Source organism: Alcanivorax sp. (assembly GCF_040119285.1).
Lineage (GTDB): Bacteria > Pseudomonadota > Gammaproteobacteria > Pseudomonadales > Alcanivoracaceae > Alcanivorax.
The window spans coordinates 35472-61312 of record NZ_JBEDTY010000010.1 but is presented as its reverse complement, the minus strand read 5'-3'; the positions used below and the strand labels follow the sequence as shown (position 1 = coordinate 61312).

Here is a 25841-nt window from a genome sequence, read left to right as displayed (position 1 = left end):
GGATGAGGGCTTAGCCCACTGCGCCTTCCAGGCTGACTTCCAGCAACTTGCCCGCTTCCACGGCAAATTCCATGGGCAGTTCCTTGAACACCTCTTTACAGAAGCCGTTCACAATCATGGAAACCGCCTTTTCCGGGTCGATGCCGCGTTGCCGGCACAGGAACATCTGGTCGTCACTCACCTTGGAGGTGGTGGCCTCGTGTTCGATGGTGGCTGAGGGGTTTTTCGACTCGATGTACGGGAAAGTGTGTGCGCCGCAGGTGTCACCGAGCAACAGTGAGTCGCACTGGGTGAAATTACGGGCGTTTTCTGCCCGCGGGCTGATGCGCACCAGGCCACGGTAGCTGTTGCTGCTGCGCCCGGCGGAGATGCCCTTGGAAATAATGGTGCTCTTGGTGTTCTTGCCCAGGTGGATCATCTTGGTGCCGGTGTCTGCCTGTTGCATGTGGCGGGTCAGCGCTACGGAGTAAAACTCACCGATGCTGTTGTCGCCGCGAAGGATCACGGACGGATACTTCCACGTAATGGCGGAGCCCGTTTCTACCTGGGTCCAGCTAATTTTGCTGTTGTCGTGGGCGATACCGCGCTTGGTCACGAAGTTATAAATGCCGCCTTTGCCGTTCTCATCACCGGGGTACCAATTCTGTACGGTGGAGTACTTGATCTCGGCGCCGGGCAGAGCAACCAGTTCAACTACCGCTGCGTGCAGCTGGTTTTCGTCGCGCTGAGGTGCGGTGCAGCCTTCAAGGTAGCTCACGTAGCTGCCTTCGTCGGCAATGATCAGGGTGCGCTCGAACTGACCGGTGTTGGCTTCGTTGATGCGGAAATAGGTGGACAGCTCCATGGGGCAGCGTACGCCCTTGGGAATGTAGACGAAGGAGCCGTCAGAGAACACCGCACTGTTCAGAGCGGCGTAGAAGTTGTCGCCTTTGGGCACCACAGAGCCCATGTATTTCTGCACCAGCTCCGGGTATTCCTGAATGGCTTCGGAAATAGAGCAGAAAATTACTCCGGCTTCCCACAGCTTCTCTTTGAAGGTGGTGAATACCGAGGAGGAATCGAACACTACGTCCACAGCGACACCGGCCAGCATTTCCTGTTCGTGCAGGGGGATGCCCAGTTTTTCATAGGTGGCGAGCAGCTCCGGGTCCACTTCGTCCAGGCTTTTTGGGGCGTCGTCCAAGCTTTTGGGTTTGGAGTAGTAAGACACCTCGTTAAAGTCGATGGGCGGATGGTGCAGGTGCGCCCAGCCCGGCGTGGGCATCTCCTGCCACTTGTGGTAGCTGTCTAGGCGCCACTCAAGCATCCATTCCGGTTCGCCTTTTTTGGCGGACAGAAAACGGATGACTTCCTCGCTCAGCCCAGGGGGCAGGGTCTCGGTGTCCACCGTGGTGGTAAAACCGGCCTCGTAATTGGAGCGAATCAGCTTGTCCAGTTCGGCTTGGCTCATAGATCAGGGCCTGAAGTTGAATACCAGAGTAATTTAGTCGGGTATTATACGCCTTTACAGGGCGCTGTCGAATGGGGGGCGGTAAGAAAATGGGCGCCCCCGCAACGGCAGGGCATGGGCGCCTCCGACGGGTTCGCAACGGTATCATAATTCACCCCGCTTGCGTATAATGCGCCGGTTCCAAGGGGTGGTGAAACTGGCGGCTTTAGTCGGCCTGCAATCCCCCCTGTCATTGCCCCGGGCAGCCCTTGCTGTTGCCGAGGACCATTTAACGCAAATCTGGAGTGAACTGACTGATGGCTGTTGAGCGCACACTCTCTATCATCAAGCCTGATGCCGTGGCCAAGAACGTGATCGGCGAAATCGTTACCCGTTTCGAAAAGGCTGGCCTGAGCGTGGTTGCCATGAAAATGGTACACCTGAGCGACGAAAAAGCGGGCGGCTTCTATGCTGAGCACAAAGAGCGTCCTTTCTTCAAGGATCTGGTGGGTTTCATGACCAGCGGTCCTGTGGTTGTGCAGGTGCTGGAAGGTGAAGATGCGGTTGCCAAAAACCGTGACCTGATGGGTGCCACCAACCCGAAAGAAGCGGAAGCTGGCACTATCCGTGCAGATTTTGCGGAAACTATCGACGCAAACGCGGTCCATGGTTCTGACTCCACCGAGTCTGCTGCCCGCGAATTGGCCTATTTCTTCTCCGATGAAGAAGTGTGCCCGCGCGCTAGCTAATGTCAGCCAGCGTGCAATGCCAGCCATGGCCTTGGGCCGTGGCTGGCGTTTAAAGGAAACCCGGTTTCCTATTGGAGAATGCTATGACTGCCCAACAGAAGGTGAATCTGCTCGGCCTTTCTCGCCCGCAAATGGAAGAGTTCTTCCTGACCATGGGGGAGAAGAAGTTCCGTGCCCAGCAGGTGCTCAAATGGATCCACCACCACCAGGCGGACTCCTTCGAGCAAATGACCGATGTGGGTAAGGCATTGCGCCAGAAATTGTCCGAGGTGGCGGAAATACGCGGCCCGGAGGTAACCCACGAGAGCATTAGCCGTGACGGCACCCGCAAATGGGTGTTCGAAATGGATAACGGCGGTGCCGTGGAAACCGTTTTTATTCCTGATGGCCGGCGCGGCACCTTGTGTGTGTCATCCCAGGTGGGCTGTGCAGTGGACTGCAGCTTCTGCTCCACCGGCAAGCAGGGCTTTCAGCGCGACATGACCAGCGCCGAGATCATCGGCCAGGTGTGGCAGGCTAGCCGCGCCTTTGGCCCGCGCCGTAACCTGGGCCAGCATCCGATTACCAATGTGGTGATGATGGGCATGGGCGAGCCCCTGCTTAATTATGACAAGGTGCTTACGGCCATGCGGATCATGAAAGATGATCTGGGTTACGGTATTGGCAAAAAACGCATCACCGTGTCCACTTCCGGGGTGATTCCGAAAATGAATCAGCTTAGTGAGGACCTGGACGTGTCATTGGCGGTGAGCCTGCACGCCCCCAATGACGAGCTGCGCAATCAGCTGGTGCCATTGAATCGTAAGTACCCGCTGAAAGACCTGATGGCGGCGTGCAAGAGTTATAGCAAAAATATTACCCATCGCCATAACACCATCACCATGGAATATGTGATGTTGCGGGATGTGAACGACAAGCCGGAACATGCTCGCCAGTTAGTTAAACTGCTTAACGGCATCCCCGTGAAGGTAAACCTGATACCGTTTAACCCATTCCCGCATGCGGGTTATGAGCGGTCCCGGAAAAACGATATTTTGGAGTTTCACAAATATCTGAATGACAATGGAGTGATGACCACGGTGAGGACGACGCGCGGTGATGATATTGATGCCGCTTGTGGTCAGCTGGTAGGGCAGGTGAAGGATCGTACCCGGCGCAGTGAGCGCTGGAAACAATCCATTTTTCATCGCGCCGAACAAACCGATAACAACACAGCGCAGACCTAATGAGACGTTTTTTTCAGGTTATTTTTATCCTGTGTCTTGCAGGATTTTTTGCCGCCGGGTGTGTCACGGTGGACGATGGGCCCAAGGTGAAAGTGAATGATGCGGTAAACAGCCGTGTGGCAGCCGGGTTACAGTATTTGCAGCAGGGCAGCCCGTCGGAGGCTCGCCGTCATTTCTCGCGCGCGTTGAATCTGGATGATGACAGTGCCGTCGCGCATAATGCCATGGCACTGCTCTACAATTATGAGCAGGATCCTACCAACGAAGAGTACCATTACCGCAAAGCGCTGGATGCGGATCGCCATTACTCCCCGGCACTGAATAACTACGGTACCTTGCTGTATGGCCGTGGTGAGTACAAAGAAGCACTCAAACATTTCAAAAAAGCCGCCAACGATCCGTCCTATGAGGGCCGAGGCAGTGCCTGGGAAAACATGGGGCGCTGTTATCAGCGTTTGGAGAACAATGAAGATGCACGCAAAGCCTATATTAAGGCACTGCGCCTGAATCCCCGTTCAGTTCAGCCCAGCCTGGCGCTGGCACAATTGTATTTTGACGAAGGCCGTGACCGCCTTGCATGGGATTATTACCAGCAATATGTGCAGCGCACCGGCCGTCAGAGTGCCCGCGCCCTGTGGCTGGGTATTCAACTGTCCAATTCGTTGGGCTACCGCAACCAGCAATCCAGCTATGAGCTGGCCCTGGACAATCTTTACCGCCGCTCTGGCGAGTACCGTCAGTGGCAGCAGTGGAAAGCTGAGCAAGCAAAAGGAGCGCAGCAATGAGCGATGACATAGTGGTATTACCCGGCGAACGTTGTCGCAAAGCCCGTGAGGCCCAGGGCATGACCCAGGCTGAGGCGGCTCAGCGCTTGCACTTGTCGCTGACCTATTTGCAGAGTCTGGACGCGGACGACTATGAGCGTTTGCCGGAAGCCACCTTCGTGAAGGGCTATCTGCGCAACTACGCACGCCTGCTGGGCTTGCCGGCGGATGAAATCGCCAATACTTTCCAGCAGATGGTCAACGAGGACGCGCTGGAGAAACCCTTGCAGCTACCGTCTATGGCGCCGCCGCCTTCGGCTTGGCGCAAACCGGTACTGATTGCCTTGGTGCTGGCGGTACTGATTGCATTGTTATGGGCATTTTGGCCAGCCAAAGGCCAGCTGCCGGCTCTGCCTGAAAAGAAGGCCCAAGAGTCTGAGCAGGGCATTGAGCCTGAGGGCATGAATAGCAGCATGGGAGTGCGGGACGAGGTTGGGTTTGGTGCCGGGATGGCGGCGGATGCGACGCAGGGTGCAGGCCTTGACGATGGCGGTGCCAATGACGACAGTATGCAGCAAGAGTCTCCAGATCCGGTGCCCGCCAGCGCTTCTGATGGCGCCGAACAGGCTCAGGAAAGTGACGATGATTCGTCCATGTTGGCGGCCAATGGTCTTGATCGCCTGCTGCTTAGTTTTACCAGCAATTGCTGGATCAAGGTCACCGATGCCACTGGACGCACTCTGCGCCAGGGCGAGCAATCCGGTGGCGCCTCCCTGATGCTGGATGGCAAAGCGCCGTTCAACCTGACTCTCGGTAACGCTGGGGCGGTGGACGAGTTGCTGGTTAACGGTAAAGCTGTCACCTTGCCGACGGATTCCCCCGGTAAAGTTGTGCGAATCTCCGCTCCCTGATTCGCGAGGGTAGAAAACACCATGGAACCGGAAGTTAAGATTCAACGCCGTAAAACCCGCCAAGTCATGGTGGGCAATGTCCCTGTCGGTGGCGATGCCCCGATCTCCGTACAGAGCATGACCAATTCTGAAACCTGTGATGTAGATGCCACTGTCGGCCAGATCCGCCGGTTGCAAGATGCCGGTGTGGATATCGTACGGGTTTCGGTGCCCTCCATGGAGGCCGCCGAGGCCTTCGGCAAAATCCGCAAGCAGGTGGATGTGCCGCTGGTGGCGGATATCCATTACGATTATAAAATTGCTTTAGCCGTGGCTGAGCAGGGCGTGGACTGCCTGCGTATCAACCCTGGTAATATTGGCCGAGAAGACCGTATCAAGGCAGTGATTCAGTGCGCCAAAGACAAAGGCTTGCCGATTCGTATCGGTGTGAATGCCGGCTCCTTGGAAAAAGAATTGCAACGCAAATACGGCGAGCCCACCTCTGATGCATTGGTAGAATCGGCCTTGCGTCATGCGGACATCCTCGACCGTTACGATTTCCAGAATTTCAAAGTTAGCGTTAAGGCTTCCAATGTATTTATGACGCTGCAAGCCTACCGCAAGCTTTCCTCTCAGCTAGAGCAGCCGTTGCACTTGGGTGTCACCGAAGCGGGGACCTTCCGTTCTGGCACGGTGAAGTCTGCGGTGGCGCTTGGCGCGCTACTGATGGAAGGCATTGGCGACACAATTCGTGTTTCTCTGGCGGCGGACCCGGTGGAAGAAGTACGCGTTGGTTTCGATATCCTGAAAAGCCTGAACCTGCGCAAGAAAGGCGTGAACATCATTGCCTGCCCGAGCTGTTCACGACAGAACTTTGATGTGATCAAAACGGTGAACGAGCTGGAAGCGCGGCTGGAAGACATCAATGAATCCGTCGACCTGGCGGTGATCGGCTGCTTGGTGAATGGCCCCGGTGAAGCCCGTGAAGTGGATGTGGGGCTCACCGGCGGCACGCCCAATAATTTAGCCTACCGTGACGGTGAAAAAAGCCACCACATTACCGCTGACGACTTGGTCGACGAGCTTGAGCGAATGGTGCGCGCCAAGGTCAAGAAACAGCGCGAAGACGAAGAAAAAGGCATTATCGCCCGTAGTGAATAGAAGGCGTGGATCCAGACCGGGCGTGGTGGGTTCGCGTCCGGTGTTAGGCGTCCGCGTTCTGCGTTTTTTAAGGAATTGCAGTGAGTAAGAAAATCACGTCTATCCGTGGGATGAACGATATTCTGCCGGAACAGACCGGCCTGTGGCAGTGGTTGGAAGCAAAAGTGGGCACGGTGCTGGCCAGTTATGGTTACCAGGAAATTCGCATGCCCATTGTGGAGCAGACGGACCTGTTCAAGCGCAGCATCGGTGAAGTGACGGATATCGTGGAAAAGGAAATGTACACCTTCGACGACCGCAACGGTGACAGCCTTACCCTGCGTCCGGAAGGTACCGCCAGTTGCGTGCGCGCTTGTGAGCAGCATGGCTTATTGTACAACCAAACCCAGCGGCTGTGGTACGCCGGCCCCATGTTCCGTCACGAACGCCCCCAGGCGGGCCGCTATCGCCAGTTCCACCAAATTGGCGTGGAAACCTTCGGCATGGCCGGCCCGGACATCGATGCAGAAGTCATCCTGCTGACCGCGCGGCTGTGGAAAGCCTTGGGTTTGGCCGACAAGGTGTCTTTGGAGCTGAATTCCCTGGGTGACAGCGCTGACCGAGCCCGTTATCGCGATGCCCTGGTGGATTATCTGAAGACCCATTTTGACGATCTGGACGGGGATTCTCAGAAGCGTCTGGAGCGCAGCCCGTTGCGCGTGTTGGACAGTAAAGATCCGGGTACCCGCGAGGTGCTTAAAGGCGCGCCGCAGCTGGCGGATTATTTGAATGATGAGGCTGTGGCGCATTTTGAAGAGCTGAAAGCCTTGCTAGATACCAGTGGCATTGCTTATAAAGTGAACCCGTATTTGGTGCGCGGGCTCGATTATTATGGCAAGACTGTTTTCGAATGGGTTACCGATGCGCTGGGCGCACAGGGCACTGTGTGCGCCGGTGGTCGCTACGACGGCCTAGTGGAGCAGCTGGGCGGCAAACCCACCCCAGCAGTGGGCTTCGCCATGGGGGTCGAGCGGTTGATTTTGCTTATCGAGCAGGAAAAGCCGGAACTGTCAGCGCCGGTGGACGTCTATGTGATGGCCATGGGCGATGTGCTGGCCCCGACCATGGCGTTGGCTGAACATCTTCGTGATGCTTTGCCCGGCCGTGCAATCCAGTTGCACTGTGGGGGCGGCAGTTTTAAAAGCCAGATGAAAAAAGCCGATCGCAGTGGCGCCGTGGTGGCCTTGATTATTGGTGAAGATGAATTGGCTAGCGGCGTGGTAACGGTGAAACCACTGCGGGGCCAGGGCGAACAGGCTCAGGTTGCTCAGGGCGATGTGGCCAACGCGGTGACGTCGTTTCTCGCGTAACAGGGTGCCCTGAACCAGACAATAGACGAGTTGAAAGTTTAAAGTTCAAAGTTGAAACGAGATCAAGATATTGCCATCCGGAAAGGATTTCTCCGCGCTCTTGGGCTTTGAACTTTCAATTTGACCAAACAACGACCCGGACCTCGGGATATAAAAACGAAAGGAGAGCCGCGTGGCAGATTACATGCGCGATGAAGACGAACAGGCTGAGCTGCTAAAAGAGTGGTGGCAAAAGAACGGTACCGCCGCGATTATTACTGTGGTGCTGGCCGTGGCAGCCCTGATTGGCTGGCGTGAATGGCAAGGCCACCAAGGCGAACAGTCCGCTGAAGCCTCCAAAGAGTATCAAGTATTGGTGGAAGCACTGACCGCACAGCAAATGGATGAAGCGGCAGTGAATCAGCAGGCCGAAGCACTCAAAGAAGATTTCCCTGGCACTGCCTATGCCAACTACGCCAGCCTTGCCCAGGCTCGGCTGGCGGTGCAAGCAGGTGATTACGAAAAAGCCGCATCCCTGTTGCAGGAGGTTGCTGACGAGGGCGCAACCGATGCACTGACTTATACCGCACGCTTGCGTTTGGTGCGTGTGTTATTGCAACAAGAAGCCTATGACAAGGCTGCCGCCGAGCTGGACAATAGCTTTCCGGATGCCTTCAATGGCATGGCTCTGGAACTACGTGGCGACTTGGCGAAAGCCCGTGACGACCAGCAAGCAGCCACAGATGCCTACACTCAGGCGCTGGAAACCCTGCAGGACAACGGTGAAAAAGACCGTGTGCAGATGAAACTGGATGACCTGAAGAGCTAAATGAAATATTTCCTTCTCCCCTTCGCACTGGCCGGCCTGTTATTGGCCGGTTGTAGCTCCAACCCGAATGCCATTGAGCCCAATGACTTGCCGGATTTCGATGCCAGCTACAAGGTAAAACGGCTTTGGAAAGAAGGTGTGGGCGACGGGGTGGAAGAGAGCCAGTTGACCCTGCGCCCGGCCGTGACCCAGCAACAAGTGTTCGCCGGCGATGTTTTTGGTGAGGTGTACGCTGTTAGCCGCGACAAAGGCAAGCGCCAGTGGCGGGTAAAAACAGAGGATCGCATTGGCGGTGGCTTCTACGCCGGTTACGGTATGGTGCTTTACGGTACACGTGAAGGTATGGCCGTGGCTTTGTCCATGGAAAGTGGCGAAGAGTTGTGGCGCACCCAGCTTTCCGGTGAAGCGCTGGCGATTCCCGTCAGTAACGGCACTATTGCCGTGTTCCAGACTCAAGATGGCCATGTGACGGCGCTGGACGCCAACGCGGGTGACCAAGTGTGGGACTATGAAACCCCGGTTCCCATCCTGACTCTGCGCGGCTTGGCTCAACCCGCCATCGCTGATGGCCGGGTCTATGCCGGTTTCGCCAATGCAAAACTAGCGGCTCTGGACGCCGAAACGGGCGTGCCTGCCTGGGAGCAGCGCATTGCTGAACCCTCCGGGCGTTCTGAATTGGACCGTCTTACTGATGTGGACGGGAACATGATCGTGGAAGGTGGCGGGGTTTTCGCGGTGGCCTTTCAAGGTAAGGTAGGTGTGGCAGATCAGGTTAACGGCCGACAGTACTGGGGCAAAGAAATGTCCAGCGCCCAGGTGATCAGTGCAAGCGGTGGCCGTTTGTTCGTGGCCGATGACCAGGGTGTGGTGCGGTCTGTGGACCAGCGCACCGGCAGTGTGCTCTGGCAACAGGACAAACTTTACGGTCGCCGCCTTACTGGCACAGCAGTTCAGGGCGACTTAGTCGCAGTAGGCGATTTTGAAGGTTATCTGCACTGGATGAATGTGGATGACGGCACCTTGCTGGCCCGCAAACGGCACGACCGTGATGGGTTTTCCGGCACTCCGGTCAGCTACGAAGATACCCTGTATGTACTGAGCTATGACGGTAAGCTGGCCGCCTATGCACTGCGGCCGAAGTAACCGGTCTGCTTAGTCGATCCTTGAAAAATCTGCGCGCCGCGCAGATTTTTTCGTTTGGCGCCCCCTTTGGCGTTACCATAGCGCCGTTGAAACCTCGTTGAGATGACTATGAAGCCGGTAATCGCCCTGGTTGGGCGGCCCAATGTGGGCAAATCCACACTGTTTAACCGACTGACCCGAACTCGGGACGCCTTAGTGGCTGACTTTCCTGGGCTGACCCGTGACCGCAAATACGGGGATGGCCAGCTGGGCGGCTACTTGTACACGGTGGTGGATACCGGCGGTATCGGCGAGAACGATGATGGCATCGACGTACCGATGACCAGCCAATCCCTGCAGGCGGTGGTTGAGGCGGATGTGGTGCTGTTCATGGTGGATGGGCGTGCTGGGCTGACCGCCGCCGATGAGCAGATTGCCAGTGAGCTGCGCAAGCTACCCAAGCCCACCTATCTCATCGTCAACAAGACCGATGGCGTGGACGCGGATTCGGCCATGTCCGAGTTCTTTGCGCTGGGGCTTACCGAAGTGTTGCCCATCGCTGCGGCCCATGGTCGTGGTGTCACCAGCATGATCGAACATGTCCTCGAAGGCTTCACGGATCTGGAGCTGCTCCCGGAAGGAGAGCACCGCACCTCCAAAAAACCCGGTGAAGACAGCATTCGCGTGGCGGTATTGGGGCGCCCTAACGTGGGCAAATCCACCCTGATCAACCGTATGCTTGGTGAAGAGAGGGTGGTGGTGTTTGACCACGCCGGAACCACTCGTGACTCCATTGAGGTGCCGTTTGAGCGCATGGGCCGCGCCTATACCTTGATCGACACCGCGGGGGTGCGTCGGCGCGGTAAAGTGTTCGAGATGGTTGAGAAGTTTTCCGTGATCAAGGCACTGCAGGCCATGGAAGCGGCTCAGGTGGTGGTGGTGGTGATCGATGCCCGTGAAGGTATTACCGATCAAGATCTGCACCTGCTGGGCTATGCCCTGGATAGCGGCCGTGCGTTGATGATTGCTGTAAACAAATGGGATGGCTTGGAAGCCGATCATAAAGAACGGGTTCGGGTGAACCTTGGGCGGCGCTTGGAATTTGCCCCCTGGGTAAAGATCAAATTCATTTCAGCGCTGCATGGTACTGGGGTCGGGGATCTTTGGGGCATGGTGGAGCAGGCTTGGGATAGCGCCTTTATCAAGATTGGCACCAACGAATTGACTCGGATGATGGAAGAGATCACCAACGGCCACCCGCCACCGCGCAATGGACGCTTTCGTGCCAAATTGCGTTATGCTCACTTGGGCGGCAATAACCCACCGACGTTGGTGTTGCACGGTAACCGCACGGAAGCCTTGCCCGCCAGCTATAAGAAATTTCTGGAAAATCGTTTCCGCGAGCTGCTGAAACTGGAAGGTACGCCTATCCGGCTGGAATTTAAATCTGGCACGAATCCTTATGAAGGGCGAAAGAATGTGCTGACCGACCGGCAAGTGCACAAGCGCAAGCGGATGATCAAACGGATGAAAAAATAACTCTTTGGGGAATGCCGGGGGGGCCGGTAACGCATAACAGGGGTGGGGGGGTAGGTTATCAAACGTTGGGGGTACGGAGTTATAGCAGGGGGGGTAAACCTGCTGTGTGCATCGGTGCAGGGCATGGAGCCCATGATGGAACCGGCCCAGCAGCCCGCCATGGTGCTGACCCCTGCCCGTGTCAGCCAGCCTCAATCTGAGGCCCCCGCCAGCGTTACCGTTATCGACCGCACCCTCATTGAAGCCAGTGGCGCTCGCGAACTCTACGAGGTGCTTAAGCTGGTGCCGGGCATGGCCGCCGTGAAAGTGGATGGCAATGTTCCTTCCGTGGCTTACCACGCAACCCAAGCGCGGGACCAACGCCGTATGTTGGTTCTGTTGGATGGCCGTAGCCAGTACCAACCGGGCCTGTCCCGGGTCAGCTGGAACAGCATGCCGGTGGATATCCGCGATGTGGAGCGGATAGAAGTGACCCGTGGCCCGGCAGCGGCGGCTTACGGTGCCAACGCCTTTACTGCTGTTATCAATATCATTACCCGTGATCCGCGTGATATCAGCAAAAGCGGGGTGACGGTGCAGGGGGGTAACAATGGCATTCGTGATGCCCACCTGGTCGGGGTTCATCAGCTGGAGAATGGGGCCGTGCGAGCCTCGGTGTCTCGTCGTGAAGACAACGGTTACGACGAACCCTTCGAAGGCAAGAGTCTGCAGGATGCCAAACGCATAGAAACGCTCAACACAGAATGGGTGTGGGAAGCGGATGCGCATAACACGCTTACCGTGCAGGCAGGGGGAAGTCAGAGCCGCTTGGGCCGCCAGCAGGAAGCGGGGCTGGCGGATATTGGTGAATACCAAGACGACCCGGTGCAGAAAGGTGAGCGGGCCTTTTTAGCGCTGCAATGGCAGCACCATTTTAGTCGTACCCATCAATTGCAGGTTCTTACATACGGCCAATATAACCAGGAAGCTACCGCTTTTGACGTCTGCTATCTGGATCCAGTGACGGGTCAAATTGGCGCGGGTGGAGGCCTTTATTTCAGTCAGGAGTTAAGGGATCTGTATTTGCAGAATGGCAGCGATATGGATTCTACATTCGCGGCCTTTCCGACGGATCCTGATGTCACTAATCGTTATTTAACCCTGCAAGGTGCAGGCGGGCCTTTTTGTGCCCGTAGTGAGCTGGATATTCAGGAAGTGCGTTATGACCTGGAGATACAGGACACCTTGCAGTTGACTCGCTGGGCACGTTTAGTGAGTGGTGCAGAAGTGCGGCATGACCGGGTCCGGTCCGACAGTTATCTGGGCGGCACCGAAGAGAATGTTAGCTCCCGTTTGTTTGGTAATCTGGCGCTGGATGTTCTGGGGCCGGTCACGGTGAATCTGGGTGGCTATTGGGAGCGAGACCAGATTAGCGACGATCACTTCAGCCCCCGTGCTGGCGTAAACTGGCGAGTGCTGCCGGGCCACCATCTTCGTTATGTCTACTCCGAAGCCCTTCGCACGCCGGATATTTATGAAGAACGCGCTAATATCAATATCCAGGCAAAAAACCTGTCAGCCCCTTTTGGTGAAAACACTCAGTCCTTGCTGGGCTGGTCACCGGCTTATTTCTTTGTCACGCAACAGAGTCCGGCCACCTTTGAACCAGAACAAATGCGCTCATGGGAGGCAGGCTATTACGGCCAGTTTACTGCCGTGGAGCTGGATGTGCGTTATTTTCAAGAAAGCCTGCGTCAATTGCTGAGCTCGCCGCTGAATCCGCTCGAATTTGAGCCCCGTAACGACGGCAAGGTGGACCATCAGGGCACTGAGGCCCAGCTTACTTGGCGCCCGGTGGCCTCTCATCTGTTTCGTGTAACCGGTGCCCATATTCACACCCGAAGCAATACGGGGACGGAATACCGTCTAGCAGCCCGAGACTCTGCTAGCGGCCTGTGGTCATGGCAATTTAGTTCACGCTGGGCCTGGTCGTCGGCTTACTATTTATCCAATGATTACAACGACCGGGTGTTCGAACGTGTCGATATGCAGCTACGTTTTCGCCATCGCATGGGGCCTACAGAGCTGGAGTGGCGGGCGGTTTTGCAGCATGGGTTAAACAAGGAACCTGTAGTCTTTTCAGAGAACAGCTACCAGCAAGACCGGATGTGGCTGAGCGTGGCGGTGAGGATATAGCCGGATGCGGAGCTGGCAGGGGCCTATCCTTGGTTTCCTTTTGCTGTTGGTATCGGCAGTCCCTGCGCTGTCTGCGCCGCCACGAACGGTGCATGTGCTTGCTGAGCCCTCTCCTTTTAGTGATGTATTTGTGTTGTCGCTGACACAAGAGTTACCGAACAACCTGCGTATGGTTGATGAGCCCGAGGCTGCCGATGTGTTGGTGGCGCTCGGGGATGCGGCTTTTAGCCGTGCTTTGGTCCATGGTAAACCGTTGCTTGGCGTTTATGTCAGTCGTGCGTTGAGTGAAGACGCGGAACGGGACGGATGCCAGTGTGCAGCTCTCTGGTCAGGGGTTAGCTTGGCTAATCAGATACGAATGGTGCACATCATGATGCCTTTGGCCCGCCGAGTTGGCGTGGTGATGGGCAAAAGCAGTGTCTGGGCAGAAGGGCAGGTGCGTGGTTATCGCGGGCCGGTCAAGTTGGAGTTATTACCGGTCCAGGATGTGCGGGATTTGGGCAACACCCTGCGTGAAAATCTCAGCCACCTCGATGCCATTTTGTTACCCGCAGATGATGATCTATTAGGGCCGGATGCGGCCAAGCTGGTATTGCTAACCAGTTATCGCCAGCGTCGGCCGGTGTTTGGTCCAGATCTGACGTTTGTGAATGCGGGTAGCGTAGCGTCCTATTATGCTAGCGGCAGCGATTTGGTCAGCGAAGCGGCCCAACGGGTGCAGCACTTTGCTATTCGGGAGCAATGGCAGGCATCTTCGTTTGTGGTTTGCCCATCAGTGGCGGTCAACGAGCATGTGGCAAGCAGTTTTGATATGCGTTATCGGGAAAGCACGGCCCTTCAGGATGCCCTGCAAGACGCGGAGGAGGTGCCATGAGTGGTGCTGAAACACCGCGGAAGGGGCCGGGCATCCGCAAGCAGCTGCAAATGTTGGCTCTGGTGCCGGCTGTGTTCATGCTCGGGTTGTTGCTGGTCGCGTTAACTTGGCAACGCTTTGAAGATGCCGACCGGGATCTCCACGAGTTGGGCAGTTTCCTGGCCCAGCAGATTGCCTCTGCGTCCGAGTACGGGGTGCTGGCGGGCAATTACACCGATTTGCGTCGTCAGGCACAGATGGCCATGCAACGGGCGGACTTGCAATACGTGGTGTTCCGGGATGGCGAGGGGAGGGTATTGCTTTACGAGGGGCGGGATGCGCTGGGAGAAAACGCTGACATTATCGAATTCTACTCCGGTATTTATCGTCAGCCAGTGGCGCTCGAAGCCATGTTGGACCAGGCCGAAGGAGGTAACGTAAAGCCGGATCGCATTGGCGAAGTGGTGTTGGGGATGTCCAGCGCCCGGTTGCTTGCCCGGCAAAAAGAAATTTTGCTGGCCAGCCTCATCCCGGCCCTTTTTGCGATGATCCTGGGGCTCTGGATTGCACACTATCTGACCCGGCAGATTGCGGCCCCGCTGGGGGACTTGTCTGGTTTACTCCGGACTTTGCGTCAGGGGGAGTATTCGGTGCGCGGCCGCCGTCGTTTGCAAGGCGAGCTAGGGGAGCTGCAGGATAATATCAATGAATTGGCCGGTGCGCTGGAAAGCGCCCGCCGCGAGCAGCAAGCCGCCATGGCTGAGCTGCAGGACGCCCATCGTCATGCCCAGACGGCAAGTCAGGCAAAAAGTGATTTCCTGGCGATGATGAGCCATGAGTTGCGTACGCCCATGAACGGCGTGTTGGGCATGCTGCAACTGTTGGAAGGAACCGCCCAGAATGATGAGCAGCAGGAATATACTCAGGCGGCCTTGGAGTCTACTGGCCATTTGCTTGATGTGATCAACGATATTCTGGATTTTTCCCGCATCGAAGCCGGGCGCATGGATCTCGACCCTTCCTTTTTCGAGGTGCTGCCCTTGTTGCAAAATTGCGTTGCCACGTTCCGCTATGTGGCAGAAAGCAAAGGCCTGTATTTGCAACTAGAAGGAGCAGAAGCGCTGGCGGGAAAAGTGGCGCGCAGCGACCCAACCCGGTTGCGACAGGTGCTTAGCTATTTGATTTCCAATGCGGTGAAATTTACTCAAGAGGGTGGGGTTACTGTGTCTGTATCGGTACGGCCGGCGCATGGCGATTGGCTGGACCTGAGTATTGCCGTGGCCGATACCGGTATCGGCATCCCCCGGGAAAAACGTGCCAGTCTGTTCAAGGCGTTTTCACAGGTCGATTCTTCCACCTCGCGCCGTTTCGGTGGTACCGGGTTGGGATTGGCCATCGCCCGCAAGCTTAGTGAAATGCTTGGCGGCACTCTGACCGTGGATGGGCGCGAGGAAGGCGGCAGCATTTTCACGTTGTCGCTGCGCCTGTTGTTCCGGGAGCGGCGAGTGCCCAAGGTTGATCTTGCGCCTCGGCAAATTGAACTGGCGCAGCCTGCTCTGCACGGGCTGGTTTTGTTAGTGGAAGATAATCCGGTAAATGCGATGGTGGCCCGGCGCACCCTTGAGCAAATGGGCGTCTCAGTGGTAACGGCCGGTAACGGTCATGAGGCGCTGGAAAAAGTGCGCCAGCGTGACTTTGATTGCATTCTCATGGATGTGCAGATGCCGGTAATGGATGGCCTGGCAGCCACCCGGCTGTTGCGGCAATGGGAGCGAGAACAGGGCAGAGCACCAATGCCGGTGGTGGCGCTCACCGCCAATGCCATGAATGAAGAGCGCGAACGTTGCCTGGCGGTGGGGATGAACGCCCATCTCGCCAAGCCTTTTCGTCGGCAACAATTGGCGCGAGTACTCAGTCCGTATCTGACGCCTGGACGCGTTCCACCCGGGCGATAATTTCGCCGTCGGCCAGCCGGGTGGTCAGGGTGTCACCGGCTTGCATCTGTTCTACCGAGCGCACCGCTTGGTCCCCCTTGAAAGTAATGCTGTAGCCCCGTGCCAGGGTTTCCAGTGGGCTAGCGGTATGCAGGCGCTTACTTAACCCGCCCAGCTGTAGTTGTTGCTGTTGAAGCTGGCGAAGGATTGGCTGGGGGAGGCGCTTGTTCAGGGTTGCCAGCCGTTGCTGCTGGTCCCGCAGCAGTCGCTCCGGTGACAGCCGTGCCAGCCGTTGCTGGCTGGGTTGCAGGCGCCCCTGTAGCAGGGTGAGGCGATGCTTCATCAGTCGCTGCAGGCGGTTTTGTAGTTCATCCAGTCGCTGGCTGCTTTGTTCAAGGTGGTGACGGGGGGAGCGCAGCCGTTGGCTGAGATGGCGCAGGCGTTCTTGCGCAGTTCGCAGCTCTTGCGCCATGACCCCGCGAAGTCGCCGGTGTAGCCCCGCACGTCGTTGACTGACAATGGAGAGATCCGGGCTGACCAGCTCGGCGGCGGCAGAGGGAGTCGGCGCACGCAGGTCGGCGGCAAAGTCGGTCAAACCCGTGTCCACTTCATGGCCCACCGCTGAAACAATGGGAATGGGGCAGCCCGCCACGGCCCGGGCCAATCCTTCGTCATTAAATGCCCACAAGTCCTCCAGAGAACCGCCGCCACGTCCCAGGATCAGCACATCACATTCATTGCGTGCCACGGCCAGTGCCAGCGCCTGGCGCAATTGCGCCGGAGCATCGGCTCCTTGTACGGCAGCGGGGTATATCACCACGGGTATGGAGGGGCAGCGGCGCTGCAGTACCTGCAAAATATCGCGAATAGCGGCGCCGCTGGGTGAGGTGATGACCCCAATCTGGCTGGGCCAGGCGGGCAGCGTTCGTTTGTGCTCCTGGGCGAACAGGCCTTCATTTTGTAGCTGGGCTTTCAAGGCGTCGAACTGGGCTTTTAGTGCGCCTTGGCCAGCGGGCTCCATGTGTTCAACCACAATCTGGAAATTGCCGCGGGGAACGTAAAGAGTGATCTTGGCACGTACCAGTACTTGCTCCCCGTTCCGAGGGACAAAATCCAATAGCCTGTTGCGATTTTTAAACATGGCCCCGTTAATCTGGGCACGCGTGTCTTTTAGGCTGAAATACCAGTGGCCGGAGGCCGGGCGGGAGAAGTTGGACAACTCTCCTTGTAGCCAAATCAGCGGAAAAGAGCTTTCCAGCAGGCCCTGGGCATCCAGGTTCAATTGGCTGATAGACAGCGGTTCGGCGCGAGATGAAATGGTCATCGCGGGAGGGTAGCCCGTTTTTTTGTACCCTGCCAGCAGCGATTGTGTGGTTAGCCGGTAATGTCGTATAATCGCCCGCCTAATTTAACGGGGTGCCTGTCTGATTTTAGGTGCTGCCGCTCCGCCCGGTGGAATCCGCCAGGCTCCCCCCTCACTTCCTACGGTGCAATATGCTCAGAATTGCCCAAGAAGCACTGACGTTTGATGACGTTTTGCTTGTGCCCGCCCATTCCAATGTGCTGCCTAAAGACGTGTCGCTGAAGTCCAAGTTGACTCGGGATATTGCTTTGAACATTCCGCTGGTATCCGCAGCCATGGATACGGTTACCGAGCATCGCCTGGCCATTACTATGGCGCAGGAAGGGGGTGTCGGTATCCTGCATAAAAGCATGGATACCGAGGACCAGGCGCGCAATGTGCGGATGGTCAAAAAGTACGAATCCGGTGTAGTGAAAGACCCGATTACCGTCACCCCGGATACCACGGTTGCCGAGCTGATCCGTATTACCGAAGCGAATAATATCTCCGGTGTGCCGGTGGTTGAGAAAAAAGGGAATGGCGATAAGGTCGTGGGTATTGTGACCAGCCGTGACACCCGTTTCATCACTAACTATGACCAGTGCGTTAAAGACATCATGACTGGCAAGGATCGTCTGGTTACTGTGCTGGAAGGCGCTGGCGCCGATGAAGTCCAGGCGCTGCTGCACAAGCATCGCATCGAGAAAATTATTGTGGTGAACGCGGCCGGTGATTTGCGCGGCATGATTACTGTAAAAGACATCGAGAAAGCAGCCAAGTATCCCAATGCTTGCAAAGACTCTCAGGGACGTTTGCGGGTTGGTGCTGCGGTGGGTACCGGCCTCGGTACTGATGAGCGAGTTACCGCATTGGTGGAAGCCGGTGTGGATGTGATCGTGGTCGATACCGCCCACGGGCATTCCCAGGGTGTAATTGATCGCGTGGCCTGGGTGAAGAAACACTTCCCCGATGTCCAAGTGATTGGCGGCAACATCGCTACCGCTGCGGCAGCAAAAGATCTGGTTGCTGCTGGCGCGGATGCAGTCAAAGTTGGTATCGGCCCCGGTTCTATCTGTACTACCCGTATTGTGGCCGGTATTGGCGTGCCGCAGATTACCGCTATTTCTGACGTGGCCGCAGCACTGGAAGGTACGGGTGTGCCCTTGATTGCTGACGGCGGTATCCGTTTTTCCGGGGATATTTCCAAGGCGGTGGCCGCAGGCGCCAGCGCCATCATGATCGGCTCCTTGTTGGCGGGCACCGAAGAAGCGCCGGGCGACGTTGAGCTGTTCCAGGGCGGCTATTACAAGGCCTACCGTGGCATGGGGTCTTTGGGGGCCATGTCTGGTTCTACGGGCTCCTCCGATCGTTATTTCCAGGATGCTGCTGCAGGTATTGAAAAGCTGGTTCCGGAAGGTATCGAAGGCCGGGTTCCCTACAAGGGTCCAATGAGTGCCATCGTTCATCAGTTGATGGGTGGCCTGCGCGCCTCTATGGGGTATACCGGCTGCTCCACCATTGAAGAAATGCGTAGCAAACCTGAATTCGTGAAAGTGACCAACGCGGGCATGAAAGAATCCCACGTGCACGATGTGACAATTACCAAAGAAGCGCCCAATTACCCGGTTGGGTAATGCGAACGCAGGCGTAGTGTCGCTGGTCAAGAGCTCCACGCTTGAGGCCCGACGCGGAATGCTGAAATCGGTCGAGCCGCGCTCGACCGATTTTTCTTTTTAAAGTGCTAGGCGGCCAATGTTTGGCGTTTGGCCCGTTCTAACCAGGTTCGGCTTTAACCGCCGGCAACCACCGGGATAGACCCCAATGACAGACATTCATGCCCAGCGCATTCTTATTCTGGATTTCGGATCTCAATACACTCAACTGATTGCGCGTCGTGTGCGTGAAATCGGGGTGTATTGTGAAATTCGTGCCTTTGACATGACGGCTGAAGAGCTGGACGAATTTGCGCCCAAAGGCATCATCCTTTCCGGTGGCCCCGAATCTGTTACCGCAGCGCAAACGCCGCGGGCGCCTCAGGCCGTATTCGAAGCGGGCATTCCGGTGCTGGGTATCTGTTACGGCATGCAGACCATGGCCGAGCAGTTGGGCGGTAAGGTCATCGCTGGCGAAAAACATGAATTCGGTTACGCCCGGGTGGAAAAAGCAGAGTCCAATGCGCTGCTTGAGGGCATCGTTGACCATGAAGAGCAGGGCAAGGAATTCCTCGATGTATGGATGAGCCATGGCGATCGTGTTGGGGAAATGCCCGCGGGATTTGTGGCCACCGCCACCACCGGCAGTTGTCCTATTGCTGGCATGGCCAATGACGAAAAACGCTTCTATGGCATTCAGTTTCATCCGGAGGTGACCCATACCTTGCAGGGTGGTCGTCTGCTGGAGCGCTTTATACGCGAGCTGTGTAAATGTGAGGCGCTTTGGACGCCGAGTAACATCATTAACGATGCCATTGATACCATCCGCGAGCAGGTGGGCACCGACGAGGTGATCTTGGGGCTTTCCGGCGGGGTGGATTCTTCCGTGGTCGCAGCGTTGCTGCACAAGGCTATCGGCGATCAGCTCACCTGTGTGTTTGTCGATAACGGCCTGTTGCGTCACCAGGAAGGTGAACAAGTAATGGAAATGTTTGCCGACAACATGGGTGTTAAGGTGATCCGAGTGGACGCGGAAGACAACTTCCTCGGAAAACTGGCCGGTGAAGCGGACCCGGAGAAAAAACGCAAAATTATCGGTAATACCTTTATCGATATCTTCGACGATGAAGCCGGCAAATTGCAGAATGCTAACTGGCTCGCCCAAGGCACTATCTACCCGGACGTGATTGAGTCCGCCGCCAGCAAGACTGGCAAGGCCCATGTTATCAAGAGCCACCATAACGTGGGGGGCCTACCGGAAGATATGAAGCTCAAGCTGGTTGAGCCCTTGCGGGAATTGTTCAAGGATGAAGTGCGCAAAATCGGCCTGGAACTGGGCCTGCCCTACGACATGGTTTACCGTCACCCTTTCCCGGGACCGGGGCTGGGCGTTCGTATTCTGGGTGAAGTGAAGAAGGAATATGCCGACACCTTGCGTCTGGCGGATCATATCTTCATTGAAGAACTGCGAGCGGCAGGCTTGTATCACAAAACCAGTCAGGCTTTTGCGGTGTTTCTGCCAGTGAAATCCGTCGGCGTGGTGGGTGATGCCCGTCGCTATGAATACGTGGTGGCTCTGCGTGCAGTGGAAACCATCGACTTCATGACCGCCCGCTGGGCGCACCTGCCTTATGATTTCCTGGAACTGGTTTCCAGCCGAATCATCAATGAAATTCCAGGCATTAGTCGGGTGACCTACGATATTTCTTCCAAGCCACCTGCCACTATTGAGTGGGAATGATTCCCTGTCTGGTACTGACTGGCACTCAATAGCATTAAGTTACACTTAAGCCCATGTTTTCATGGGCTTTTTTTATCGCTGTCTGACAGCGATAAGCCAAGGCTGGACTTTACAAGGTGAAGGGCCCCGCTGGCCGCTCTATGGCCGGCATTAAGACGGGCCCCATCTCGCTTTGCTACCACTGCACCACCCATCGTTAGGCGAGAGCATCACCGTGATCGCTATGGCGTTGGCGGTATTAGGCGAGCCTTATTGTGTTTGGGTGCCCCGAGTCGACCACTGTTGCCAGGCCAGCCCTATACGGCCTGCTCTGAGGCAAAGGCATTCGCCGGTTTTGATGTGGTAGCGAGGGTAACCCGCTCATGAACTCGTTTTCCCGGTATGTGATGAGGCGACGATCTCGCCGTGCATGGGACTACCATTCTATTAGTTCTTTGTCGGGCTGCATGACTGCGTAACAGGGGCGTTGAGTAGGGATAGTGCATAAGGCGGTACTTGCTGTAGGGGAGGGCCTAGGCAATATAAACAAAATTGTAGTGCCTGGCAGGTGAATTGCTCTTCGTAAAAGCGAGTAAAACTCGCTATCGGTTTGATGCGTTGTTGTTATTTAGGGAGTAATACTTGGGTCGATCTTCAGGACCGTTTTTGTCGCGCTATACGGTCAGGGGGCGAACCGTTCTTCGACTATATTCCGGCCATGGTGTTTTCATGGCTCTCGCACTCTGTGCGATACTGAAATGCGCGCCGTAATACTACCCTCAGCGATGACTCTGCGTGTTGATTGGGAGTCTCTGAGCGTTACAGGAGTAACACATGAGCGATAAACCAGTGAAACCCACCACTACCGATGCTGGCATCCCGGTAGCCAGTGACGAACACTCTCTCACAATAGGACCGGACGGGCCGATTGTCCTTCACGATCATTACTTGATTGAGCAAATGGCCAATTTCAATCGCGAGCGTATCCCAGAGCGCCAACCCCATGCGAAGGGCGGTGGTGCATTTGGTCACTTTGAGGTGACCAAAGATGTAAGCGCTTACACTAAAGCTGCAGTGTTCCAGCCTGGCACCAAGACGGAGACTCTGATTCGCTTTTCCACAGTCGCCGGCGAGCGCGGCAGCCCGGATACCTGGCGCGACCCGCGTGGCTTTTCGCTGAGGTTTTACACCAGCGAAGGCAACTATGACATGGTGGGGAATAACACCCCGGTTTTCTTCGTGCGGGACCCAATGAAATTCCAGCATTTTATCCGCTCGCAGAAACGTCGCGCTGACAGCAGCTTGCGCGATCACGATATGCAATGGGATTTCTGGACGCTTTCGCCGGAGTCGGCGCATCAGGTGACTTGGTTGATGGGGGATCGCGGTATTCCCAAGACTTGGCGCCACATGAATGGCTATTCCAGTCATACCTATATGTGGATCAATGCAAAGGAAGAGAGGTTCTGGGTCAAATACCACTTCAAGACCGATCAAGGCATTGAATGCATGACCCAAGATGAAGCTGTTAGCATGGCGGGCAAGGATAGTGACTGCCACCGCCGCGATCTATTCGACTCCATCAAAAACGGCGATTACCCGAGCTGGACTCTGCACATGCAGATCATGCCGTTTGAGGATGCCAAGACCTATCGGTTCAATCCTTTCGACTTGACTAAAGTCTGGCCGCACCATGACTACCCCTTAATGGAAGTCGGCAAACTGACGTTGAACCGAAACCCAACTGATTTTCATACCGAGGTGGAGCAGGCCGCATTTGAACCTAACAACCTCGTATCCGGCATCGGTTTGTCCCCCGACAAAATGCTGCTAGCTCGTGGCTTCTCATACGCGGACGCTCACCGTCACCGGCTGGGGGTAAACTACAAGCAGATTCCGGTCAACAAGCCCAAATGTCCGGTCAACAGCTACAGCAAGGACGGAGTGGGACGTACAGAAAATATTTCCGATCCGGTTTATGCGCCGAACTCCTACGGCGGACCAGAAGCTGATCCGGCACGCGGGCAGGATGGTACGCAGTGGTACACCGATGGCGACATGGTGCGCCAGGCTTACACGCTGCGTAGAGACGACGACGACTTTGGCCAGCCAGGTACCTTGGTGCGCGAGGTGCTTGACGACGACGGGCGTGATCGGCTTGTTAACAACATTATTGATCACCTGTCCGCTGGAGTTTCTGACGCGGTTCTGCAGCGCGCGATTGAGTATTGGCGCAACGTCGATAAAGTTCTGGGTGATCGTGTCGCCAAAGGCCTTAAAGGCTAATCACTGCGGGAACCGCAAGGCCGGCTAACAAGCTGTCCCGTAACGTTTTTTAACGTCCACGGTGGCAGGCTGCCATGCCGTAGACCCCGTCTCCCCTGAGGCAGCCCATAGTATGGCTGCCTCAGAGGCTGACAGGGCTTCAGCCCGCAGTGTTCTCCGGTTCAGCAAAGGTATACAGGTGAGCGCTGGTGTTGGGCTCTGATGAGGATTTTAATGGCCCAGGGTGCTTGAAAAGTAAGCGAATTTGCTTAAAATATGCAGCCTTCCTGGGAGTTAAGAGCCAGCCTTCAAGGTGTTTGATAGTGGTTCAATCTATGCTTTCAGGTAGAAATCATTCCGTTTCAGCCAGCTGCGTACGTCGGCCAGAGTAAGGGTCGGGGTTGTTGTGCCCGTTGTGGTGGCATACAATGCGCGCCTATTTACTGAGGCGGTGAGGCTACTCGTCTCGTTTTCGATAACAGATTGGAGGTTCACGACATTAAGCGTGGAGGCAAAGGCCGCGAGCAGCGCGCCAATACAAATCAGCAAATCCAGGCAACCGAAGTCCGGTTGATTGATGTGGATGGTGAGCAGGTCGGTATCGTCAGCCTGCAGGACGCCTTGGAAAAGGCCACTTCTAAACAGCTGGATCTGGTGGAAATCTCCCCTGGTGCAGAACCACCGGTTTGCCGAATCATGGATTACGGCAAGCACCTGTTCGAGGCTAAGCAAAAGGCCAAAGAGGGGCGTAAAAAGCAGCGCCAGACTCAGGTTAAGGAAATCAAATTCCGTCCCGGCACCGACATCGGTGACTACGATGTGAAACTGCGTAACCTCATTCGTTTCCTTGAGGCCGGCGACAAAGCAAAAATCACCGTCCGCTTCCGCGGTCGGGAGATGGCTCACCAGGAATTGGGCCGGGAACTTCTCGCTCGTATCGAGAAGGACTTGGAAGAATACGGTTCTGTTGAGCAACGTCCGAACATGGAAGGGCGCCAAATGATTATGGTGCTCGGCCCGGGCAAAAAGAAGAAGCAGTCCTAACGGACTGTTTAATTAATTCATCAACTTGAGAAGGTACCATGCCTAAAATCAAGACAAACCGTGGGGCTGCCAAGCGTTTCAAAAAAACCGCCTCCGGTTTCAAGCGCAAGCAGGCATTTAAAAACCACATTCTGACCAAAAAGTCTTCCAAGACTATTCGTAAACTGCGTCCGAAGCAGGAAGTCCACGAGAATGATGTGGCTCTTGTTAAACGCATGATGCCCTACGCATAACTTTTACGGATCTGGAGACTAAACAATGGCACGAGTAAAACGTGGTGTGCAGGCCCGTCGTCGGCACAAGAAAATTCTCAAGCAGGCTAAAGGTTACTACGGTGCCCGCAGCCGTGTATTCCGCGTAGCGGTACAAGCCGTTACCAAGGCCGGTCAGTACGCCTATCGCGACCGTAAGGTTCGCAAGCGTCAGTTCCGTCGTCTGTGGATTGTGCGTATCAACGCGGCAGCGCGTCTGAATGGCCTATCCTACAGCCGCCTGATCGATGGTCTGAAGAAAGCGTCCATCGATATCGACCGTAAAGTACTGGCGGACATCGCTGTCCGTGATCAGGCAACCTTTAGCGCTTTGGCCGAAAAAGCCAAAGCGAGTCTCACCGCCTGATTTACTGTTTGGTCCTTGACTGAACAGCATACTGAACGGGGGAAGAGTTCGCGCTCTTCCCCCGTTTTTGTTTGAAAAAGAGACGCACCACGTATCGGGCTCCATGTACCACGGTCGCTCCGTGTTGTGTGAAGCGTGTTGCGTGTAGCGGGGGAATTTTAAATGGAAAATCTCAATGCTCTGGTTGACGCTGCCCTGGTAGAGGTCGAGCAGGCTGGCGACATTCGGGCCTTGGATGATGTGCGGGTAAAGTACCTGGGCAAAAAGGGTGAAATCAGTGCCCTGATGAAAGGCCTGGGTAAATTGAGCGCGGAAGAGCGCCCGCAGGCGGGGGCGGTTATCAATGAGGGCAAGCAAAAAGTCCAGGATGCGATTGCCGAACGCAAAAGCTCCATGGAAGAAGCTGCACTAAAGCAGCAGCTTGCCAGTGAGACCGTGGATGTCACCTTGCCAGGCCGTGGTGAGCTGCCGGGTGGGCTGCACCCGGTAAACCGTATGCGTCGCCGCATTGAAGATTTTTTCCTGCGTTTGGGTTTTGATATTTCGGAAGGCCCGGAAGTGGAAGATGATTTCCATAACTTTGAAGCGCTGAACATCCCCGGCCATCACCCGGCCCGGGCCATGCATGACACTTTTTACTTCGGTGACGGGCGTTTGCTGCGTACCCATACCTCACCGGTACAGGTCCGGGTGATGGAGCAGGGCAAGCCCCCGTTCCGGATTATCGCCCCGGGTCGGGTGTATCGCTGTGATTCAGATCTGACCCACACCCCCATGTTCCACCAAGTGGAAGGCTTGTTGGTGGACAAGGGGATTACCTTTGCGGACCTGCGTGGCACCGTGGCGGAATTTCTGCGTTACACCTTTGAAGTGGAAGACCTGCCGGTGCGTTTCCGTCCCAGTTACTTTCCGTTTACCGAGCCAAGCGCCGAAGTCGATGTGGGCTGTGTGAGCTGTGGTGGAGAAGGCTGCCGGGTGTGTTCGCACACAGGTTGGATCGAAATCATGGGCTGCGGCATGGTGCACCCCAAGGTGCTTGAGGCCGGCGGCGTTGATGCCGAAGAGTACAGTGGTTTTGCGTTTGGTATGGGCATCGAACGTATCGCCATGCTCCGTTATGGCGTGAACGATTTGCGGTTGTTTTTTGAGAACGACACCCGCTTTTTGTCCCAGTTTGGCTAACGCCTCCCGCGAACAAGTT

At 56.1% G+C, this 25841-nt stretch carries 21 protein-coding genes; 19 read left to right on the top strand and 2 right to left on the bottom strand.

Annotated elements, in window-relative coordinates:
• Nucleotides 1-10 precede the first annotated feature (10 nt).
• A complete protein-coding gene (gene sufB / locus ABNH10_RS03825) occupies nt 11-1450 on the bottom strand; it encodes a Fe-S cluster assembly protein SufB (RefSeq protein ID WP_349384812.1) in 1440 nt (479 codons plus the stop codon).
• 296 nt (nt 1451-1746) lie between these two features.
• Between sufB and ndk the strand changes: the two genes are divergently transcribed.
• From ndk to ABNH10_RS03765, 12 genes are all read left to right on the top strand, one after another.
• Nucleotides 1747-2178, top strand: coding sequence for a nucleoside-diphosphate kinase (ndk, locus tag ABNH10_RS03820; protein WP_349384811.1), 432 nt, complete (start codon nt 1747-1749; stop codon nt 2176-2178).
• 83 nt (nt 2179-2261) lie between these two features.
• Nucleotides 2262-3404: a dual-specificity RNA methyltransferase RlmN gene (rlmN, locus tag ABNH10_RS03815; protein WP_349384810.1), complete on the top strand. Its 1143-nt coding sequence runs from the start codon at nt 2262-2264 to the stop codon at nt 3402-3404.
• Nucleotides 3404-4189, top strand: a complete 786-nt coding sequence (gene pilW / locus ABNH10_RS03810) for a type IV pilus biogenesis/stability protein PilW (protein WP_349384809.1) — start codon at nt 3404-3406, stop codon at nt 4187-4189. The genes rlmN and pilW overlap by 1 nt, the downstream gene beginning before the upstream one ends.
• A complete protein-coding gene (locus ABNH10_RS03805) occupies nt 4186-5079 on the top strand; it encodes a RodZ domain-containing protein (RefSeq protein WP_349384808.1) in 894 nt (297 codons plus the stop codon). The genes pilW and ABNH10_RS03805 overlap by 4 nt, the downstream gene beginning before the upstream one ends.
• 21 nt (nt 5080-5100) lie before the next feature.
• Nucleotides 5101-6219, top strand: coding sequence for a flavodoxin-dependent (E)-4-hydroxy-3-methylbut-2-enyl-diphosphate synthase (gene ispG, locus ABNH10_RS03800; RefSeq protein ID WP_349384807.1), 1119 nt, complete (start codon nt 5101-5103; stop codon nt 6217-6219).
• Nucleotides 6220-6299: 80 nt separating this feature from the next.
• Complete coding sequence (hisS, locus tag ABNH10_RS03795; RefSeq protein WP_349384806.1) at nt 6300-7568, top strand: histidine--tRNA ligase; 1269 nt, start codon at nt 6300-6302, stop codon at nt 7566-7568.
• 172 nt (nt 7569-7740) lie between these two features.
• Nucleotides 7741-8376 (top strand): YfgM family protein, encoded by a 636-nt coding sequence (locus ABNH10_RS03790; RefSeq protein WP_349384805.1) that lies wholly within the window; start codon nt 7741-7743, stop codon nt 8374-8376.
• A complete protein-coding gene (bamB, locus tag ABNH10_RS03785; protein ID WP_349384804.1) occupies nt 8377-9519 on the top strand; it encodes an outer membrane protein assembly factor BamB in 1143 nt (380 codons plus the stop codon).
• A 108-nt stretch (nt 9520-9627) separates the two neighbouring features.
• Nucleotides 9628-11037 carry a ribosome biogenesis GTPase Der gene (der, locus tag ABNH10_RS03780; RefSeq protein WP_349384803.1) on the top strand — a complete coding sequence of 470 codons (1410 nt, stop codon included), beginning with the start codon at nt 9628-9630 and terminating at the stop codon, nt 11035-11037.
• A 132-nt stretch (nt 11038-11169) separates the two neighbouring features.
• Nucleotides 11170-13212, top strand: a complete 2043-nt coding sequence (locus tag ABNH10_RS03775; protein WP_349384802.1) for a TonB-dependent receptor plug domain-containing protein — start codon at nt 11170-11172, stop codon at nt 13210-13212.
• Nucleotides 13213-13216: 4 nt separating this feature from the next.
• On the top strand, nt 13217-14086 hold the full coding sequence (locus ABNH10_RS03770; RefSeq protein ID WP_349384801.1) for a hypothetical protein: 870 nt from the start codon (nt 13217-13219) through the stop codon (nt 14084-14086).
• Complete coding sequence (locus ABNH10_RS03765; RefSeq protein ID WP_349384800.1) at nt 14083-16020, top strand: response regulator; 1938 nt, start codon at nt 14083-14085, stop codon at nt 16018-16020. The genes ABNH10_RS03770 and ABNH10_RS03765 overlap by 4 nt, the downstream gene beginning before the upstream one ends.
• Here the strand turns inward: ABNH10_RS03765 and xseA are convergent.
• Entirely contained in the window at nt 15977-17323 is a 1347-nt protein-coding gene (gene xseA / locus ABNH10_RS03760; protein ID WP_349384799.1) for an exodeoxyribonuclease VII large subunit, read from the bottom strand. The genes ABNH10_RS03765 and xseA overlap by 44 nt on opposite strands.
• Nucleotides 17324-17493: 170 nt before the next feature.
• Here xseA and guaB point away from each other — a divergent pair, with 170 nt between their 5' ends.
• From guaB to pheS, 7 genes are all read left to right on the top strand, one after another.
• Nucleotides 17494-18975 carry an IMP dehydrogenase gene (gene guaB / locus ABNH10_RS03755; RefSeq protein WP_349384798.1) on the top strand — a complete coding sequence of 494 codons (1482 nt, stop codon included), beginning with the start codon at nt 17494-17496 and terminating at the stop codon, nt 18973-18975.
• A gap of 187 nt (nt 18976-19162) precedes the next feature.
• Entirely contained in the window at nt 19163-20734 is a 1572-nt protein-coding gene (gene guaA, locus ABNH10_RS03750; protein WP_349384797.1) for a glutamine-hydrolyzing GMP synthase, read from the top strand.
• An 813-nt stretch (nt 20735-21547) separates the two neighbouring features.
• Nucleotides 21548-22999, top strand: coding sequence for a catalase (locus ABNH10_RS03745; RefSeq protein ID WP_349384796.1), 1452 nt, complete (start codon nt 21548-21550; stop codon nt 22997-22999).
• 462 nt (nt 23000-23461) lie between these two features.
• On the top strand, nt 23462-24022 hold the full coding sequence (gene infC, locus ABNH10_RS03740) for a translation initiation factor IF-3 (RefSeq protein WP_011589120.1): 561 nt from the start codon (nt 23462-23464) through the stop codon (nt 24020-24022).
• Nucleotides 24023-24060: 38 nt separating this feature from the next.
• Entirely contained in the window at nt 24061-24255 is a 195-nt protein-coding gene (gene rpmI / locus ABNH10_RS03735) for a 50S ribosomal protein L35 (RefSeq protein ID WP_007149690.1), read from the top strand.
• 25 nt (nt 24256-24280) lie between these two features.
• Nucleotides 24281-24640, top strand: coding sequence for a 50S ribosomal protein L20 (rplT, locus tag ABNH10_RS03730; RefSeq protein WP_022986950.1), 360 nt, complete (start codon nt 24281-24283; stop codon nt 24638-24640).
• A gap of 162 nt (nt 24641-24802) precedes the next feature.
• Entirely contained in the window at nt 24803-25822 is a 1020-nt protein-coding gene (gene pheS, locus ABNH10_RS03725; protein WP_349384795.1) for a phenylalanine--tRNA ligase subunit alpha, read from the top strand.
• Nucleotides 25823-25841 lie beyond the last annotated feature (19 nt).